This is a genomic window from Paenibacillus sp. PK1-4R, from assembly GCF_030369595.1.
GTDB lineage: Bacteria > Bacillota > Bacilli > Paenibacillales > Paenibacillaceae > Paenibacillus.
On record NZ_CP126535.1, the window covers coordinates 1,320,805 to 1,337,466 of the forward strand.

General features: G+C 47.4%; 16 protein-coding genes. 14 read left to right on the forward strand and 2 right to left on the reverse strand.

Going from position 1 to position 16,662, the window contains the following annotated elements:
- Window positions 1-50 precede the first annotated feature (50 nt).
- The 7 genes from QNO02_RS05450 (at window position 51) to QNO02_RS05480 (ending at window position 7,216) form a co-directional block, all read left to right on the forward strand.
- Entirely contained in the window at window positions 51-1,076 is a 1,026-nt protein-coding gene (locus QNO02_RS05450) for an alpha/beta hydrolase (RefSeq protein WP_289391352.1), read from the forward strand.
- A 51-nt stretch (window positions 1,077-1,127) separates the two neighbouring features.
- On the forward strand, window positions 1,128-1,664 hold the full coding sequence (gene nikR / locus QNO02_RS05455; protein ID WP_289391353.1) for a nickel-responsive transcriptional regulator NikR: 537 nt from the start codon (window positions 1,128-1,130) through the stop codon (window positions 1,662-1,664).
- A 285-nt stretch (window positions 1,665-1,949) separates the two neighbouring features.
- Entirely contained in the window at window positions 1,950-3,608 is a 1,659-nt protein-coding gene (locus tag QNO02_RS05460) for an ABC transporter substrate-binding protein (protein ID WP_289391354.1), read from the forward strand.
- A 42-nt stretch (window positions 3,609-3,650) separates the two neighbouring features.
- Entirely contained in the window at window positions 3,651-4,646 is a 996-nt protein-coding gene (locus tag QNO02_RS05465; protein WP_133386615.1) for an ABC transporter permease, read from the forward strand.
- On the forward strand, window positions 4,643-5,650 hold the full coding sequence (locus QNO02_RS05470; protein ID WP_289391355.1) for an ABC transporter permease: 1,008 nt from the start codon (window positions 4,643-4,645) through the stop codon (window positions 5,648-5,650). Before QNO02_RS05465 ends, QNO02_RS05470 begins: the two co-directional genes overlap by 4 nt.
- A gap of 2 nt (window positions 5,651-5,652) precedes the next feature.
- Window positions 5,653-6,609: an ABC transporter ATP-binding protein gene (locus tag QNO02_RS05475; protein ID WP_289391356.1), complete on the forward strand. Its 957-nt coding sequence runs from the start codon at window positions 5,653-5,655 to the stop codon at window positions 6,607-6,609.
- Window positions 6,599-7,216, forward strand: coding sequence for an ABC transporter ATP-binding protein (locus tag QNO02_RS05480; RefSeq protein ID WP_289391357.1), 618 nt, complete (start codon window positions 6,599-6,601; stop codon window positions 7,214-7,216). Before QNO02_RS05475 ends, QNO02_RS05480 begins: the two co-directional genes overlap by 11 nt.
- Before the next feature lie 179 nt (window positions 7,217-7,395).
- On the opposite strand, the gene QNO02_RS05485 is transcribed toward QNO02_RS05480, so the two are convergent.
- Window positions 7,396-8,589 (reverse strand): MalY/PatB family protein, encoded by a 1,194-nt coding sequence (locus tag QNO02_RS05485; protein ID WP_289391358.1) that lies wholly within the window; start codon window positions 8,587-8,589, stop codon window positions 7,396-7,398.
- Window positions 8,590-9,000: 411 nt separating this feature from the next.
- Here QNO02_RS05485 and QNO02_RS05490 point away from each other — a divergent pair, with 411 nt between their 5' ends.
- Window positions 9,001-9,690: a stalk domain-containing protein gene (locus QNO02_RS05490; protein ID WP_289391359.1), complete on the forward strand. Its 690-nt coding sequence runs from the start codon at window positions 9,001-9,003 to the stop codon at window positions 9,688-9,690.
- Between the two features lie 130 nt (window positions 9,691-9,820).
- On the opposite strand, the gene QNO02_RS05495 is transcribed toward QNO02_RS05490, so the two are convergent.
- On the reverse strand, window positions 9,821-11,830 hold the full coding sequence (locus tag QNO02_RS05495; RefSeq protein ID WP_289391360.1) for a S9 family peptidase: 2,010 nt from the start codon (window positions 11,828-11,830) through the stop codon (window positions 9,821-9,823).
- A 560-nt stretch (window positions 11,831-12,390) separates the two neighbouring features.
- Between QNO02_RS05495 and QNO02_RS05500 the strand changes: the two genes are divergently transcribed.
- The 6 genes from QNO02_RS05500 to QNO02_RS05525 all read left to right on the forward strand — a co-directional run bounded on the left by QNO02_RS05500 (window position 12,391) and on the right by QNO02_RS05525 (window position 16,549).
- On the forward strand, window positions 12,391-12,948 hold the full coding sequence (locus QNO02_RS05500; RefSeq protein WP_289391361.1) for an STM3941 family protein: 558 nt from the start codon (window positions 12,391-12,393) through the stop codon (window positions 12,946-12,948).
- A gap of 39 nt (window positions 12,949-12,987) precedes the next feature.
- Window positions 12,988-13,854, forward strand: coding sequence for an aldo/keto reductase (locus QNO02_RS05505; protein ID WP_289391362.1), 867 nt, complete (start codon window positions 12,988-12,990; stop codon window positions 13,852-13,854).
- A 194-nt stretch (window positions 13,855-14,048) separates the two neighbouring features.
- Window positions 14,049-14,435, forward strand: coding sequence for a GntR family transcriptional regulator (locus tag QNO02_RS05510; RefSeq protein ID WP_036606428.1), 387 nt, complete (start codon window positions 14,049-14,051; stop codon window positions 14,433-14,435).
- Window positions 14,428-15,126 (forward strand): ABC transporter ATP-binding protein, encoded by a 699-nt coding sequence (locus QNO02_RS05515; protein ID WP_091034178.1) that lies wholly within the window; start codon window positions 14,428-14,430, stop codon window positions 15,124-15,126. The genes QNO02_RS05510 and QNO02_RS05515 overlap by 8 nt, the downstream gene beginning before the upstream one ends.
- Complete coding sequence (locus QNO02_RS05520) at window positions 15,123-15,863, forward strand: hypothetical protein (RefSeq protein ID WP_133386623.1); 741 nt, start codon at window positions 15,123-15,125, stop codon at window positions 15,861-15,863. The genes QNO02_RS05515 and QNO02_RS05520 overlap by 4 nt, the downstream gene beginning before the upstream one ends.
- A 182-nt stretch (window positions 15,864-16,045) precedes the next feature.
- Entirely contained in the window at window positions 16,046-16,549 is a 504-nt protein-coding gene (locus QNO02_RS05525; RefSeq protein ID WP_091034173.1) for an LURP-one-related/scramblase family protein, read from the forward strand.
- Window positions 16,550-16,662 lie beyond the last annotated feature (113 nt).

Here is a 16,662-nt window from a genome sequence, read left to right on the forward strand (position 1 = left end):
CCACTTTAGATGTAAAGACGCTTCGATGATGATGGAACGAGGTGGAATTATTGCAGTCCAAGTTGGAAACGAAACGTACGGGGGCAAAAGGTTTTAAACGTAAACGTTACTGGATTCCCAGCGTTGTACTAATTTTGATCATAGGTTTTATCGGGATTGGTACACAATGGACACCCAAAATAGCTGTATTTTTATTAAAATCATTAATTGAAACTACTAATCCAGATACGAGCAGCAAGGACCGTATGATCTCGGAAGGCGTAACTCGTGTTGTGGATGTACCCTATGCAGACGAAGGGCGTAATGACAGTACGCTGGATATCTATTATCCTTCCGTAACATTGGAACCTTTGCCTGTTGTGTTGTGGATTCATGGCGGAGGATGGGTCTTGGGTGACAAAAAGGATATCGCAGATTATGCCGTACAATTAGCCAAACAGGGTTACGTTGTGGTCAGTATGAATTATGCGCTCGCACCGGATACGAAATATCCCATTCCCGTGATCCAGACGAATCAGGCTTTGACTTACGTGAAGAACCATGTCAGTGAGTATCAGGGTGACCCGGAAAACATATTTCTCGCAGGCAATTCGGCAGGTGCCCAGATTGCAAGTCAGACCGCGGCAGTGGTGACCAATCCATCTCTGGCTAAACTGATGAATATAACACCAGCCACTCAGCCGGAAGAGTTGCGTGGGGTTCTTCTATTCTGTGGTCCATACAATCTAAGCACAGTAGCCGATACAGGCTTCCCACTCATACGGACATTTCTCTGGTCATATACAGGAGTCAAAACATACGAAGACTATCCACGTCTGCATGAAATGTCGACCGTGCTTCAGGCCACAGCAGCGTACCCGCCTGCTTTTATTACCTCAGGCAATAATGACCCGTTGACCAGTCAATCGATTGAGCTGGCACAAGTATTGAAGCGCCTTGATGTTGAGGTGGAAACCTTGTTTTTCTCGAACTCGTCAGAGAAGCTGGGACATGATTATCAATTTGATCTGGAGAGTGACGCTGGACAACAGGCGATACATTCGGCAGTACGATTCATGCAACAGTATAGTCGATGAGCAGACAAGTCTGTGGTACACTCGAAGCAAATGAGGCGCAGGAGGAGAAGCATGGCAGATAAAGAAGATTTGACCCGGTTCGGGGTGGCGTTTCCTACACCTCTGATTGAGCAGTTTGACCAGTATATTGAGGAACAGGGATACAAAAACCGATCTGAGGCTTTCCGTGATCTTGTTCGCAAAACATTACTGCAACCTTCTGCATTACAATCCGACCAGGATGTGGCCGGCACCATTGTGATGGTCTACGATCACCATATCAGTGATCTTCCCATTCGTTTGATGGAGCTGCAGCACGAGGCGCATCATGACATCATTTCCAATATGCACGTACACCTGAACCATGACCAATGCCTGGAGGTTATTGCCGTACGAGGGAATCTGGGGCGATTGCGTCATCTGCATCAACAGATCCAGGTGCAAAAAGGGGTATTGTATGCAGAATTGTCTGTGACTTATGTGGATGAACTCAACAAACTGGCTCATGCTCAGAGTCATGATCAGGATGGCAAGCCGGATCAAAGTCTGGATCACAATCACAGTGCGGGTCAGCATGGTCACAACCATCATCATCGCTCTTCGGAGTAAGACAAATACGAGTGTAATTTCTATGAAAATATAGCAAATCTAAAAAACAGACTATTGGTTAGATGCCAACCGTCTGTTTTTTTTGTTTGTTATAATACCTGACTCTATAGAGCGCTACAAATGCTCGGTTAAAGAATTTTTTAATTATTAAATCAAATATATGAAAATATTTGGATTTTTAAGTTAACTTTGTTGACATATGATTTGTGTTTTGTGCTACAATTTCTCTGAAAAGTAACACGAAATAAGTGAGTGCAGTACAACTTTAGAGGGGGAACGACCAGAATGGGCAGATTTTCATGGAGATGGGGAAAACGAAAAGTTAGAACAGGATTAGGCATCTTGCTTGTATGTTCCATTGGTTTATCTGGTTGTGCACAGGGCACAGCGCCAACAGCTTCATCAGCAGAGAATGGACAATCAGGTACAGCCTTAACCAAAGATGAATTGGTGCTGGCCGTTGGCACCGAACCGGAAGGTGGGTTTGATCCAACAACCGGATGGGGGCAATATGGGTCACCACTTTTCCAGAGTACCTTGCTGAAGCGGGATGCCAAGTTACAACTGGTTAATGATCTGGCTACAGCATACTCGGTTAGTGAAGATGGGCTGACCTGGACGGTTACACTTCGGAACGATGTAAAATTCTCTGATGGGGAGCCGCTTACGGCCGAAGATGTAAAATTTACGTTTGATACGGCTGCTCAGAGTGGGTCCGTGATTGATTTGACGAATATGGCTGATGTGCAGGCAACCGACGATAGCACGGTCGTATTCACATTGAAGTCGCCGCAGTCTACGTTCATCAGTCTGCTGACGACCCTTGGCATTGTGCCTGAACACGCCTATGGCGCTGATTATGCGGAGCATCCGGTCGGTTCGGGACCGTACAAACTGGTTCAGTGGGACAAAGGACAACAGGCCATCTTGGAAGCCAATGAAGAATATTACGGTAACGAGTCTGCATTCCACAAACTCACCTTCCTTTATCTGGATGAAGATGCGGCTTATGCCGCTGCACAGGCAGGTACGGTGGATATCGCTGCTATCCCGTCAGCGTTTAGCAAACAACAGGTGAATGGCATGACATTAGAGGCCGTGAAAACCGTAGATAACCGGGGCATCATGTTCCCCATGCAGCCTGCTGGTGCCAAGTCGGGCGATGGTCTTCCCGCAGGGAATGATGTGACATCCGATCTGGCGATTCGCCAAGCGGTGAACGTTGTGATTGATCGTAAGGCTTTGGTTGAGGGTGTACTGGAAGGGTACGGTCGTCCAGCTTATTCCGTCAGTGATGATCTGCCTTGGAGCAACGCAGAAGCTGTATTTACGGATGCCAATCTCGAAGAAGCAAAGCGCATTCTGGCGACTGGTGGCTGGGTGGATGCAGATGGGGATGGTATCGTTGAGAAAAACGGCGTTAAGGCCGAGTTCAATCTGCTTTATTTTGCAGGTGATTTAACAAGACAATCTCTGGCGTTAGCTACTGCGGATATGGTTGCCCAGGCGGGAATTAAGATCAATGTTGAAGGCAAAAGCCGTGAAGAGACAAAAAAGATGGCTTATTCCAACGCTGTATTATTTGGTTGGGGCAGTCATGATCCCTTGGAAACGTATAACCTCTATAGCAGTACTCACAAGGGAGACGGATATTACAATGTAGGACTGTACAGTAATCCAGTCGTGGATTCATGGATGGAGAAGGCCCTTCAGGCCACCAGTGAAGAAGAGGCATTGCCGTTCTGGCAAAAAGCGGAATGGGATGGAACAACAGGTTTCAGTTATCAGGGGGATGCGCCATGGGCATGGCTCGTAAATATAGATCATCTGTATCTGGTTAAGAACGGCCTGAACATTGGCCAGCAGCAGATCCACCCCCATGGTCACGGCTGGCCGGTGACATCCAATCTGGAGGAATGGTCCTGGGATAACAGCACGAAATAAGAAGCACAGCGGTAGCTTTAGCCTGAATTGGGGAGAGATTGGATGACGGGCAGGAATGAATGGGCCAGATTTGTTGGTTTTAAAGTGTTGCGACTTGTATCTCTATTGGTTGGAGTCAGTGTGTTGTCTTTTATATTAATGCAATTCTCTCCTGTGGACCCGATCGAAGCCTACATTGGTGGAGATATGATTAGGGTAAGCGCCGAACAGCGCAGTTTAATCGAAGAACGTTGGGGATTGAATGAATCTCCCATGGAACGATTGCTAACCTGGGGACAAGCGCTTATTCAGGGAGATCTGGGAACTTCGATGATCTACAGACAACCTGTAGCGGATATTATTCAGGAACGATTCATGAATTCTGTCGCACTTATGGCTGTAGCCTGGCTACTATCTGGTATCTTTGGGTTCACTCTTGGTGTAGTTGCTGCCATGAGACGGGATTCGAAGCTGGATCGCCTGATCTGCTGGTATTGTTATACACTGGCCTCTACGCCGGTATTCTGGATTGCGCTGTTGCTGCTGATGGTATTTGGGGTGTGGCTCGGATGGCTTCCAGTTGGTCTTGGGGTACCCGCAGGGATGTCGGCTGATCAGGTCACTTGGGGAGATCGGGCTATTCATATGATTCTGCCAGCGTTGACCCTCAGTTTGACTGGGGTAGCTTCCATCGCTTTGCATACCCGGCAGAAGCTCACGGATGTGCTCGAGTCAGATTATATCCTGTTTGCGAGAGCGCGAGGTGAGCGTGGATTTCAGCTGTTCCGTCGACATGGGTTCAGACATGTTGTTTTGCCAGCGATAACGCTACAGTTTGCTTCGTTCAGTGAACTGTTTGGTGGGGCTGTGCTTGCAGAACAGGTATTTTCGTATCCTGGGCTGGGTCAGGCAACGGTTCAGGCTGGGTTGCGTGGAGATGTTCCACTGCTGCTTGGACTTGTGATGTGCAGTGCAATTTTTGTGTTCACAGGTAATATGGTTGCCGACATTCTGTATCGTATGATTGACCCGCGGATGAAGGAGGAGCTGATGTCATGAAGCAGACGGTAGAACGCTCCTCCGAGCAGACGGCAGAAACAGCCGAAGTACAGAAAGTGAAAACTGCGACTCAAGAGGTAAGGTACAGCATTAATCCGGGGTTACTAAAAGCTGAGATTGGAAAAGGAACAGGAACAACACGCCAAACGAGAAAAGGTTATGCGGGTGCCAGAGACCAAAATTTCCGCAATCCTCGCCAAAGAGCGGTGATCTGGGGAAGCCTTGCGGTGATCTGGATTGCCGTTGTGTGGTTGACGGGCAGGCTGCTTCCGGCTGGTTCTACGCTGACTTCACTAATGGATCGGAATCTGGCTCCAACCTGGGCGCATCCATTTGGCACAGATTGGCTCGGAAGAGATATGTTCATGCGCACGTTAAAAGGATTGGCAACCAGCATTCAAGTGGGATTGCTTGCTGCATGTGGTGGTGGAATGATCGCAATGTTATTGGGTTTGGCTGCCGCTTCAAGCAAGGCTGCTGACCGGGTGATCTCATGGATTATCGACCTGTTCCTGAGTGTACCTCATCTGGTATCGCTGGTTATGCTGGCCTTTGTATTTGGTGGAGGTTTGGCAGGAGTGGCGGCAGCGATTGCGCTGACTCACTGGCCGAATCTGGCCCGGATTGTAAGAGCGGAGATGATACAACTGAAATCCGCAGAATACATTCAGATTTCACATAAGTTAGGTCGATCGCGGATACAAATTGCGGTGCAGCATATGCTGCCACATCTGGTCCCGCAACTGTTCGTGGGCGTACTGCTAATCTTTCCCCATGCGATTCTGCATGAGGCAGCCATTACGTTTCTGGGGCTGGGGTTGTCCCCGCAACAACCGGCAATTGGAATTATTTTGTCAGAGTCGATGAGATATTTATCTGCTGGCATGTGGTGGCTCGCCTTTTTCCCCGGATTGGCATTGTTGCTGGTTGTTCGTGCGTTTGATGTATTGGGCAACAGTCTGAGGACATTGACGGGGACAGGTAGTTCAAGGGAGGTGAGGTAAATATGGCTCTGCTTGATATTGAGGGAGTGTCGGTGTCATTTCGGCGCGCTCGTGGCTGGTTTGGGCAGGAACAGACTTACGTCATTCAGAATCTGGATCTTTCCATAAACGAGGGCGAGATCGTGGCTGTTGTAGGTGCAAGTGGATCGGGTAAAAGTGTGCTGGCGCAGGCCATTATGGGCATCCTGCCTGCCAATGCCAGGTTGGAAGGTAGAATTAGCTATAAAGGCAAGCCTTTGACTCCAGAGCGGCAGCTTCATCTGCGTGGTGAGGAGCTGATGTTGATTCCACAATCCGTCAGTTATTTGGACCCGTTGATGAAGGTGGGGAGACAAGTTCAGCCGGTAACCCGAGATTTGGGAAGGAAGCGCAGATTGATGACTCGATCCCATGTGACAAAGACGGAGCAGGAGCTGACGGAGCGATATCATCTTCCTCAAGGAACAGCCGGAAAGTACCCGTTTGAGTTGTCCGGAGGTATGGCAAGGCGGGTGTTGATGGCTACAGCGACCTCAGGTCAGCCTAAGCTGATCATTGCAGATGAGCCGACACCAGGCATTCATCCCGAAGTGCTGGCCGAGACGATGAAGCAGTTTCGCGAGCTTGCTAATGAAGGCGTAGGCATTCTGTGGATTACTCATGATATCACGACTGCCCTGACAGCAGCGGATCGCATCGCTGTATTTTACGCGGGGACCAATGTAGAGACGGCGCAGGTAGATGATTTTAAAGGGAATGGAGAACGTCTGCGTCATCCATATACAAAAGCGCTCTGGAATGCGTTGCCGCAGAATGGATTTCAGCCACTTCCGGGCTCCCAGCCATTGGCGGGTCTAGAGATTGCAGCAGGATGTTCATTTGCTCCCCGATGTAGCGCGGCAACCGTTGCATGTACCCGCCAACGTCCAGAGCTTCGTCAGATACGGGGCGGAGAAGTGAGGTGTTTCCATGTCACTTGAAGCACGAGATGTGAGTTACCGTTACGATCAGAAATCATGGGTATTCCAACAGATGAACATGCATGTGCAACAGGGAGAAGTGGTTGGCTTGTGGGGACCAAGTGGCTGTGGGAAAACAAGCCTTGGTCGCATTCTTGCAGGATATGCCGAACCTGTTGCAGGGCAAGTCCTTTTGGATGGGAAACCACTCCCACGTACAGGAGTATGTCCGGTTCAGCTGGTGTTCCAGCACCCGGAGAAGGCTGTGAATCCACGCTGGCGAATGAGTCGCGTGCTGCAAGAGGCGTCTGTGCAGGATGAGCATTTACTCGAAGCTTTGGGTATTCAGCCAACCTGGCTGGACCGTAGGCCGAGTGAATTATCCGGTGGAGAACTGCAGCGTTTCTGTGTGGCGCGAGCACTCGGTACAGCGACACGTTATGTGATCGCAGATGAGATGACAACGATGCTGGATGCGATCACTCAGGCACAGATCTGGCATACCGTGATGGAAGTGGCTCGCCAGCGTGATCTGGGGCTATTGATCATAAGCCATGATCGGGATTTGTTGGACAGGCTGTGCGACAGAATTACTCCGATGCCGATAAAGATGTCATTATCATTTTAATTATGTTTTGAATAAATAAAATGATCGAATACAAAAGGGGTGCCCCTTGTGAAGTCATTGACCATGAATGTGAGTCATGGACTTGACTATGGGGCACCCCTTTTCCCTTTTGACAAATATTCGCCATTTAACGAACCGTACACGTTCTGTTCGCAACGTACATTGATGTAACTGACAGCTTATTTGCCCGACAAATTGCTTAGCAACGCAGATAACCTGCGCATCGCCTCTTCAACCGTGGAACGTGGACAGGCTACATTAATACGCATGAACCCTGTACCCTCTGTTCCAAAGAAGCTCCCGTCATTGAAAGCCAGCCCTGCTTCATGAAGAAGCATGTTGCATAGTTGTGCATGTGGGATATTCAGTTCCCGGAAATCCATCCACAACAGATAGGTTGCTTCGGGCAGATGCATTTTAATCTGAGGCATATGTTCCGCAACATATTGCTGTACATATTCCATATTTCCACGGATATAGGCAATGCACTCATCCAGCCATTCCTCGGCTCCGTTGTATGCAGCTTCGGTTGCAACAGCCCCTAGTGTGCTGATATTGGCAAGTCCCATTGTTTTTACACCCTGCGCGAACGATTCCCGTAACTTGGCATTGGGGATGATGATGTTGGATGTGCAGAGGCCAGGAATGTTGAACGTTTTGCTTGGAGCTGTACAGATGATGCTTAGATCAGAGACGGCGTCCGAGATCAGGGTCAGAGGTGTATGAGTTCCGCGCTGATGAACAAGATCGGCATGGATTTCATCTGAAACCATCAGTACGTTGTATTGCAGACACAGTGACGTAAGTCCTTCAAGCTCCTCACGAGTCCATACCCGTCCAACCGGATTATGAGGACTGCACAGAATCAGCATTTTGACCCGACCGGTCTGCAAGCTGGATTCCAGTTGTTCCAGATCCATCGTGTAATGACCGTTATTCTCTACTAAAGGATTGGTGATCAGTTCACGACCTTGACCACGTACTACTTCATAGAAGGGCGCATACACCGGAGTTTGGATGACCACTGCATCTCCCGGCTGAGTGAATCGTTGTACAGCAATGCTGAGTGCGGGCACAATACCTGGAGTGAATACGATCCAGTTATCGTTAATTTTCCAGTTGTGGCGCCGTTCCATCCAGTCTGCAACAGCTGCATGATACGCTTCAGTCCGTACTGTATAACCAAAAATCCCGTGCTCCATCCGTGTTTGCAGGGCCTGAATGACGGATGGTGGAGCAGCAAAATCCATATCGGCCACCCACATCGGAAGCGCATCAGCAGCGCCGAAGATATCCTCAAGCGCATCCCATTTTTCTGATCCGGTAGAGATCCGGTTAATAGGCTGGTCAAATGTACTGTTATTGTTATTCATCGTATTTAATCCCCCTTGAGTTCCGTTCCTTCGACCACAAATCGACAAATAATTATCTAATACATTGGTTAATTTCGCAACTGTTGTGCGTGTATGATTAGCTTCATATGTATGGTCCGGAATTCAGGACTTTATTCATATAAGAACAACTTAACGAGCGAGAGTACAGCGGGAATACGATAAAGACTATTTTTGTACGCCCTTGGTCCTGTTTTGTTCATATATTATTTACAACCTCTTGTCAGATGCTATTATATTGCTAACATTTGGTGGAACAACGGGCTGTTATCCGAATAAGCTCGTGCCCATACATGATGAGCATAACTACATGAGTCTTTCGCGTACATCGAGCGATCGTCTTGAATCGTATTATGCATAAGGCTGACATTTGAACTCAGGAGGCGTTTAGGGATGAAAAGCAAAAAGTGGTTGATTGCTGCGGGTGTGTTTGGCATGGTGTTAACCGGATCGGCAGGTGTATATGCAGGTACACAACTGGAGACGATCAAAGCTTATCTGAACCATGGGCTCGCCATCGAAGTGAACGGACAGAAATTTACACCGACAGGTGACCAGGGCAAAAAACTTGCGCCAATTACATATCAAGGCAGTACATATCTCCCCGTTCGTTCGATTGCAGATGCGTTGAAGACCGAAGTGAAGTATGATTCCCAAAACAATAAAGTAAGCATCGGCTCTTCAAGCTCCTCTGGTGGATCAACATCCACAGGCAACAGCGAATCGACATCGCCCTCAACAGGTACAAACACACAGGCGGTAGGCGTAAAGTCCAAGTATCTGCCAGCAGATTTCCCTTTACCTAAGGATGCTAAGGCAACAAGTCTCATTGAGAACATAATGGATGGAAACAAAAAAGTTGTTCTCACCTACACAACCAAAGAAACGTTGCTAACCGTTGGAAAATCCTACAAAGACTACTACCAGACCAAAAATCTGAGTCAGAACACTCAGGATATCCAGGCAGACGGCTTCAGCATCGTGGGTCGTGAAGATGGCAAATATGCCGTAACCATCACAGGTTCGGTGTCTGCAACCAACAAGGATCTGAATGAAATCACCGTAGTGTGGGGCGAAGAGTAATCTTTCCTTCTATAAAAGGTGAACAGCAAAAGCCGCCCGTTGAAATCATTACAGATTTCATTGGACGGCTTTTAGAGTTGAATCCATATCTGGTTCTATACTCTGAATTAATATTCTAAATATTAGTCCGTTACAAGTACTCGTTAAACCAACCGGCAATATGCTCCAGACGACGTACTCTTAAGTGGGGATGACCTCCACGAGATAACTCGTGGTTTGCCCCTGGGAAACGAACAAGTCTTGTGGTCTGCTTGCGTCGTTTCAACGCAATGAACAATTGCTCAGCCTGTTCAATTGGACACCGCAGATCCTGTTCGCCATGTAAAATGAGCAGCGGAGTACTCACGTTGCCGACATAAGCGAGCGGGGAATGTTTCCACAGTTTTTCCGTGTCATCCCACGCGTTACCACCAATTTGATCTTCTGTGAAGAAATAGCCAATGTCACTGACACCATAGAACGATAGCCAGTTGGAGATGGAACGCTGGGTAACAGCGGCCTTAAAGCGGTCCGTGTGTCCAACAATCCAGTTGGTCATGAAGCCACCATAACTGCCCCCGGTTACGCCCAATCTGGATTCATCAATAAACGCATACTGGGACAGGACATAATCCACGCTCTCCATAAGATCGCGATAATCGCCACCGCCATAATCTCCGCGACAGGCGTTTACAAACTGCTGCCCGTATCCGAGTCCCCCGCGTGGATTGATGTATACAACAGCGTAGCCTTGTGCGGCGAGAATCTGGAATTCGTGCATAAATGTAAAACCATACATCATGTGCGGGCCGCCATGAATCTCAAGAATGGTCGGGATTTTGACCCCGTCGACCATGCCACGAGGTTTCATGATCCACCCTTGCAGCCGCAGGCCATCCGAGGAGTTGAACCAGAAAGTCTCTGGTGCACTAAGATGGATATCCTCCTCAAGCTGTGGATTGCTGCGGGTGAGCTGAATCGGTTCTACACCGGAATCTTCCGGTTGTTCATACATATAGAGGTCACCGGGACTTCGCGTATCAGCAACAGCGGCAACGATCTGTCCGTTTTCCAATTCCGCAAATTGATAAATCTCCTGTTCGTCAGGCAATATATACTCGGCACTGCTGCCGTCTCGTGCGAATTTGGCGATGCGTACACTACCATGAATGGTCGCGAGACAGAGGATGGATGAACCATCCCGACTGAGTACAGGCCCCGTGGTTGTCAGATGTGATCGCATGTCACCAACAATGCTGTGATTTAACTGTACGTCCCAATCCGTGCTTAGACATACGGGCTCACCACCTGATATAGGAAGGGTATATAGCTTCACAAGCGTGGCATTTCCATAAGAACGGTCACTGGCGAGCAGGGCCAGGGATTGTCCATCCGGTGCAAATGTCAGTCGGCTGAACGTATATCCTTCCGGGGTCAATTGCTGCACATCTGTTCCGTCTGCCTTGGCAAGGTACACATGATTGGTTAGGGTATAGTCATTATGATCCTCGCCTTCTTCAGGCATTTGCGTGATCCATACGATGGATGTTCCATCCGGTGACCAGGCGTAGTCACCAACGTCATAATGACCTGTAGTTACAGGGCTAGCTTCTGCGTCGATTAGCGCGATGGTGAAGAGATGGGAACGTCTTCCGTCCCATAATCCACCTGCATCTGATTTCATGCGAATGCGGTCCACGACATGTTCTTGCGGCAGTTTATGGTCATTGTCTTTAGAATCTGTAGGTTGTAATTCTTCTTCTCCGCTCATATCCACGGGTGATTTCACAAGTAAGGTATGGCCATCTGGTGACCAGAGAAAGGAACTGACGCCATGTTTCAAGTGACTGATTTGCTGTGCTTCTCCGCCATCAGCTGCGATAATCCACACTTGGGATTTTCCCTCAACCTCTCGTTGAAAGGCAAGCTGGGACCCATCCGGCGACCAGGCTGGGGAATGATCCTTCTCTCCAGAGGTAAAGGGCCTGTCCTTCTGACTCCCCAGATGCAACAGTCTTAGGTGAGAACAATAACCGTCACGTGCTTCATTCGTTTTCCGGCTTACATATACCAGTTGTCCGCCTTGAGGGGACGGAGTTGGATCATTAACCCATGTAATCTGATAAAGATCTTCCGCTGTTATGCCGCGCTGACTCATCATTGTTTGTCCTCCCACCATGAATTAGAATTGGTTAATTTCCTAACCTTTCCATTTATATTAACGGAAAGCTAGGGACAGGACAATAAGTGTAATGAAGGAGGGTAAGACATTTAACAATGTATATTAATTGAATTAAATATTTGCACGTAACGTAGAGGACAGAAATAACCTGAAGAAGCGGAGCGTTCGCCTAAAAGCTTTCTGAAAGAAAGCTGCATCGGAAGCATAGGCTATCCCCGGATTTTCACTTTGAAAAAGTGGAATCGAAAAATCTGGGGATAACAGCGATCGGAAGGTTGTTCTGTCATCGGAGTGACCCGTGTGAAAATTCTTTAGTTCAATTCATATAGGTGTGTTAAAGGATTTGCTCGAAGGATGACGAATCCTAATGTTGAATAAGCGCAGAAATGACGAAAAATGGTCTTAATTTAATGTTTAACATTGGTGAATTTGGTTTAATGTACAATGCAATTCCTGTTCAACATTCAGGTATTTGGTTCATAACCATTCGTTTATATAGAACTTGTATGATTCAGTCGCAATGGAGGAGGAACGTCACGTTGAGCACATCCTATGAGCAGCATGTAGAATATCCAAACCGGAAACGAATGGCGTGGCTTACGGCAGGGGCAGCACTTTTTGTGGCAGCCGGATTTTTTTTGATTTTTGATAGTTCCTCAAGTACGAATGATTCCATCCTCTCGGGTGTGATTGGACTTCTATCCATTTTGTTTTTTGGGCTATGTTTCTGCTACAGTTTGGTAAAGATGATTAAGAAGGAACCTTCTTTTGTGATCGATGAGGATGGGTTTGTGGATGCATCTTCTTATACCGCAGGAGGGGCAGTGGCCTGGAGAGACGTTGAGAATATTTTTATGTATGAATTGATGGGACAGAAAATGATTGGGGTCAAATTGCGGGACGAAAAAGCCTTTCTGGATCGCCAGAACGGGATGAAACGCAAATTGATGACGGTCAACAGCAATATGGTCGATGCGACCATCAGCGTTGCCCAAAGCAGCCTCACAGTGCCACTGGATCAATTATATATCATGATGATGAGCCACTGGAGACATGTGAGTGATAACATGATTTATGATTCGTATCATCGTCGTTAGAGTCAATATCCATCGAGTCTTCAGAATGGAGGAATATAGATGTTGCATGGTGATCAGACACGCACGGTTATGCTTCCAGATGGAACTGCCCTGCCCGCGATAGGACAAGGCACATGGTACATGGGAGAGAAGCAATCCAGCCAGGAAGAAGAAGTACGGGCACTACGTTCCGGTATTGAACTGGGAATGACCGTGATTGATACGGCGGAGATGTATGCAGAAGGTGGGGCAGAAGTCGTTACGGGAAAGGCCATCTCAGGCCTGCGTGATGAAGTCTTTCTCGTATCCAAAGTATATCCCCATCATGCAGATCGCAAGCAGATGATTACAGCCTGTGAGCGTAGTCTCAAGCGCTTAGGAACAGATCGCCTGGATCTGTATCTGCTCCACTGGCGCGGAGGAGTACCACTTGAAGAGACTGTCCAGGCCTTGGAACAATTGAAGCAATCCGGTAAAATCCTGCGTTGGGGTGTCTCAAACTTGGATACAAGGGATATGCAGGAATTATGGAGTTTGCCAGAGGGTTCTCAGTGCATGGTGAATCAGGTGCTTTACCATGCAGTTTCGCGTGGTATTGAACATGATTTGCTCCCGTGGATGCGGGAACGTAGCGTTCCTGTAATGGCGTATTGTCCACTGGCTCAGGGGGGCAGACTTCGCAGTGAATTGTTGGAGCATCCAGTCATTCAGAAGATTGCGCAGGATCGAGGAGTTACAACTTCGCAGATCGCATTAGCCTGGGTGATCAGGGACGGAGATGTGATGGCGATTCCCAAGGCGGTACAGCTGAATCATGTGGCAGACAATGCAGCAGCAGTGAATATCGTTTTGACACCAGAGGAACTCACACGGTTGGATGAGGCATTTCCTGCGCCTAAAGGTAAGGTACCTTTAGATATCGTGTGAAATAGATGACAATACGATTAATGAGTTATGCAGAGCAGATCTTCACGATCTGCTCTTTTTTTGTATGTATTTCGATAACCAAAGCTTGCTCATCAACTGAGCGATTATATATTTATAACAAATGGGCTTTACAACACTATTTCACTAGTGTACTATGTAACTAACACACCAGTACAGAGAGGAGCGAGAGCTTTGTGACTATAGAATTTGATAACAATTTACCAATCTATCTGCAGATCATGCAGTATATCAAAAGACAGATTGTAACCGGGACACTTCAGGCAGGTGACAAAATTCCTTCGGTTCGTGAACTGGCGGCTGAATTACAGATCAATCCCAATACAGTACAACGGACATTTCAGGAGCTTGAGCGGGAAGAAGTGGTCGAAACCAAACGGGGCTTGGGCAGATATGTGACCAGTGAGGAGCGGAAGATTATGACGATCAAAAAAGAGATGGCCGGTGAATTATTGGAACGTTTTCTGACCGGAATGCAGGAACTGGGGATTGAAGAGCAGGATATCTTATCCATCGTAGCCGATGCCGTTGCGGAAGGAAAGGGAGGAACAACGCATGAGTAACATCCTTGAACTGAATCAGATCAATAAGACATATGGCAATAAGAAAGCGCTCAGTAATATTACTTTGGATATTGCTCCAGGACGAATCGTAGGTCTGCTGGGTAGCAACGGCAGTGGCAAAAGTACGCTCATGAAGCTGGTTGCAGGTTTGCTGCATCCGAGCAGTGGAACGATTCAAGTCACAGGTAAGCCTGTGGGGCTGGAGACTAAGTCACTGGTTTCATTTATGCCGGATCGTCCATTAACCGAAAAGTGGATGAGAGTGCGGGATGCGATTGCGTACTACCGCGATTTCTATGCTGATTTTGACGAGGAGAAGGCACGGGAGATGCTCGATTTTATGAACCTTGTCGAGAGTGACCGGGTACGGCATCTGTCAAAAGGGATGAATGAAAGACTGCAACTAACACTGGCACTATCCCGTAAGGCTCGTCTGTATTTGCTGGATGAACCGATTGGCGGAGTAGATCCGGTTGCGCGAGGCAAGATTCTGGATGCGATCGTCAAGTTCTATGATGAAGACAGCAGTCTGATCATCTCCACACATCTTGTGAATGATATCGAACGGATTTTTGATGAAGTTGTCTTTATTCGCGAGGGCGAGCTGGTGATGCGGGAAGAAGTAGAAACGCTCCGTCTGAAATATGGGAAAAGTGTGGATGAGATGTTCAAGGAGGTCTATGCGGAATGATGACATTATTGAAGTATGACTTTAGAAGGAACTGGAATACACTGCTGGCTGGGCTAGTTATTTTGATTATCGCTCAAGTGGGGCTTTCCCTTTTCGTGTCTGAGGTCACAGGGATTGTGCTTGGCATTATGGGTTATGTTGGAGTTGGTGTGGCTATTTATGTGAAAATGATTAAAACATACACGTCCAATATCCGCTCTTATAATCGCCGTCTGTTACCCGTAACGGGCCTATCACATGTGTTGTCTCCTTTAATCTTTGGACTACTTTGCGGGTTGGGGTTAGTCATTATTTTTACGACTCATGCCTACATCTATATCTCAATGAAGCTCAGAATGAACATGGCTAGCAATATTGATCTTTCGGGTCTGCATGTTTCGGATTATATTAGTTTGTTGCTGTTTAGCGCATGGGTTATGGTATTCATGACCGTCATTATCTTCCTTTCGATCTCGATTGCAGGCAGCTTCCGCTGGAGAACAGGACCATGGATCGGAATCGTTGCATTCTTTGTCCTCGTTAATCTGATTGGCTGGTTGGAGAATATTATTACGACTGGACGCTTCAGTCCAAATGAGATGTTCCGGTATACGGAAGAAAGTACAGGTATTGCAATCACAGCCAATGGTGTATTATGGTCGGACGGCATGTGGGGAAGCATTGTATTTGAAGTCATTGTGGCGGTCATCTTGGTGTGGGCTACCATTTATCTGAACAACAAAAAAGTCGAAGTCTGATGACAGGATAACTTGAACATGATGCGAGCAACCAGGGTTGCTCGTTTTTTTTTACATCCAGTGTTAATCCATATTTTGAATCCACTACCATTAATTATACGTATATATAGATATATTGTGTGCTCGATGAGAGATTAGGTTAAACAGAACAAAAGGATATGTAAGGGAAAGGAGCAATCGTTATGGAACTATACTTTAGGGATAACTTTTTTAATGCGGGTTACACCGAGATCATGAATCCAAATCAGGAACAGGCCGGGCATCTCGATTTGAAAAGTGTTTTTGGCTCTTCGCTCGATGTATCAGATAACTCGGGATTGGTTTGCAGTGGCAAATTCCGCATGTTAACCAATCGTTGGGATATCACTGCAGCCGATGGGAGACATCTGGGCGTATTGCGAGCGAGATTTAGTTTCTTCAGCAAAAAGTATGAGTATGATGCAGGATCACGCGGTACGTATGATGTGTCTGCTCCAGCATTTTCGCAGGAATATGATATAAGTGGCAGTGGTGGCCGCATCGTGGCAAGTTTTCGTCGCACCAGCGGCTGGTTTAGTTCGGGGGCATTTGTACTAGATAACCAGTCGGAACAACTGGACACGTATGAATTAATTGCAGTGGTCATGGGCGTGCATGCGATTAACAAAAGGCGGAATTCAGCTGCCAGCAGTGGTGGAGCAACGTAAGTGGATGGAGTAGAAATACTTCCGCTGATAAGTTTACGACATTACGAGCAAGTAGGTATAGCAAAAAAGGTTTGGATAAGGTTATCCAGACCTTTTTTTCGTGTATGGGACCA

Excerpts from the sequence above, each read along its gene's own strand:
- nikR (WP_289391353.1), top strand. The coding sequence starts at position 1,128 with ATGGCAGATAAAGAAGATTTGACCCGGTTCGGGGTGGCGTTTCCTACA.
- QNO02_RS05460 (WP_289391354.1), top strand. The coding sequence starts at position 1,950 with ATGGGCAGATTTTCATGGAGATGGGGAAAACGAAAAGTTAGAACAGGA.
- QNO02_RS05465 (WP_133386615.1), top strand. The coding sequence starts at position 3,651 with ATGACGGGCAGGAATGAATGGGCCAGATTTGTTGGTTTTAAAGTGTTG.
- QNO02_RS05470 (WP_289391355.1), top strand. The coding sequence starts at position 4,643 with ATGAAGCAGACGGTAGAACGCTCCTCCGAGCAGACGGCAGAAACAGCC.
- QNO02_RS05475 (WP_289391356.1), top strand. The coding sequence starts at position 5,653 with ATGGCTCTGCTTGATATTGAGGGAGTGTCGGTGTCATTTCGGCGCGCT.
- QNO02_RS05480 (WP_289391357.1), top strand. The coding sequence starts at position 6,599 with ATGTCACTTGAAGCACGAGATGTGAGTTACCGTTACGATCAGAAATCA.
- QNO02_RS05485 (WP_289391358.1), bottom strand. The coding sequence starts at position 8,589 with ATGAATAACAATAACAGTACATTTGACCAGCCTATTAACCGGATCTCT.
- QNO02_RS05490 (WP_289391359.1), top strand. The coding sequence starts at position 9,001 with ATGAAAAGCAAAAAGTGGTTGATTGCTGCGGGTGTGTTTGGCATGGTG.
- QNO02_RS05495 (WP_289391360.1), bottom strand. The coding sequence starts at position 11,830 with ATGATGAGTCAGCGCGGCATAACAGCGGAAGATCTTTATCAGATTACA.
- QNO02_RS05505 (WP_289391362.1), top strand. The coding sequence starts at position 12,988 with ATGTTGCATGGTGATCAGACACGCACGGTTATGCTTCCAGATGGAACT.
- QNO02_RS05515 (WP_091034178.1), top strand. The coding sequence starts at position 14,428 with ATGAGTAACATCCTTGAACTGAATCAGATCAATAAGACATATGGCAAT.
- QNO02_RS05520 (WP_133386623.1), top strand. The coding sequence starts at position 15,123 with ATGATGACATTATTGAAGTATGACTTTAGAAGGAACTGGAATACACTG.
- QNO02_RS05525 (WP_091034173.1), top strand. The coding sequence starts at position 16,046 with ATGGAACTATACTTTAGGGATAACTTTTTTAATGCGGGTTACACCGAG.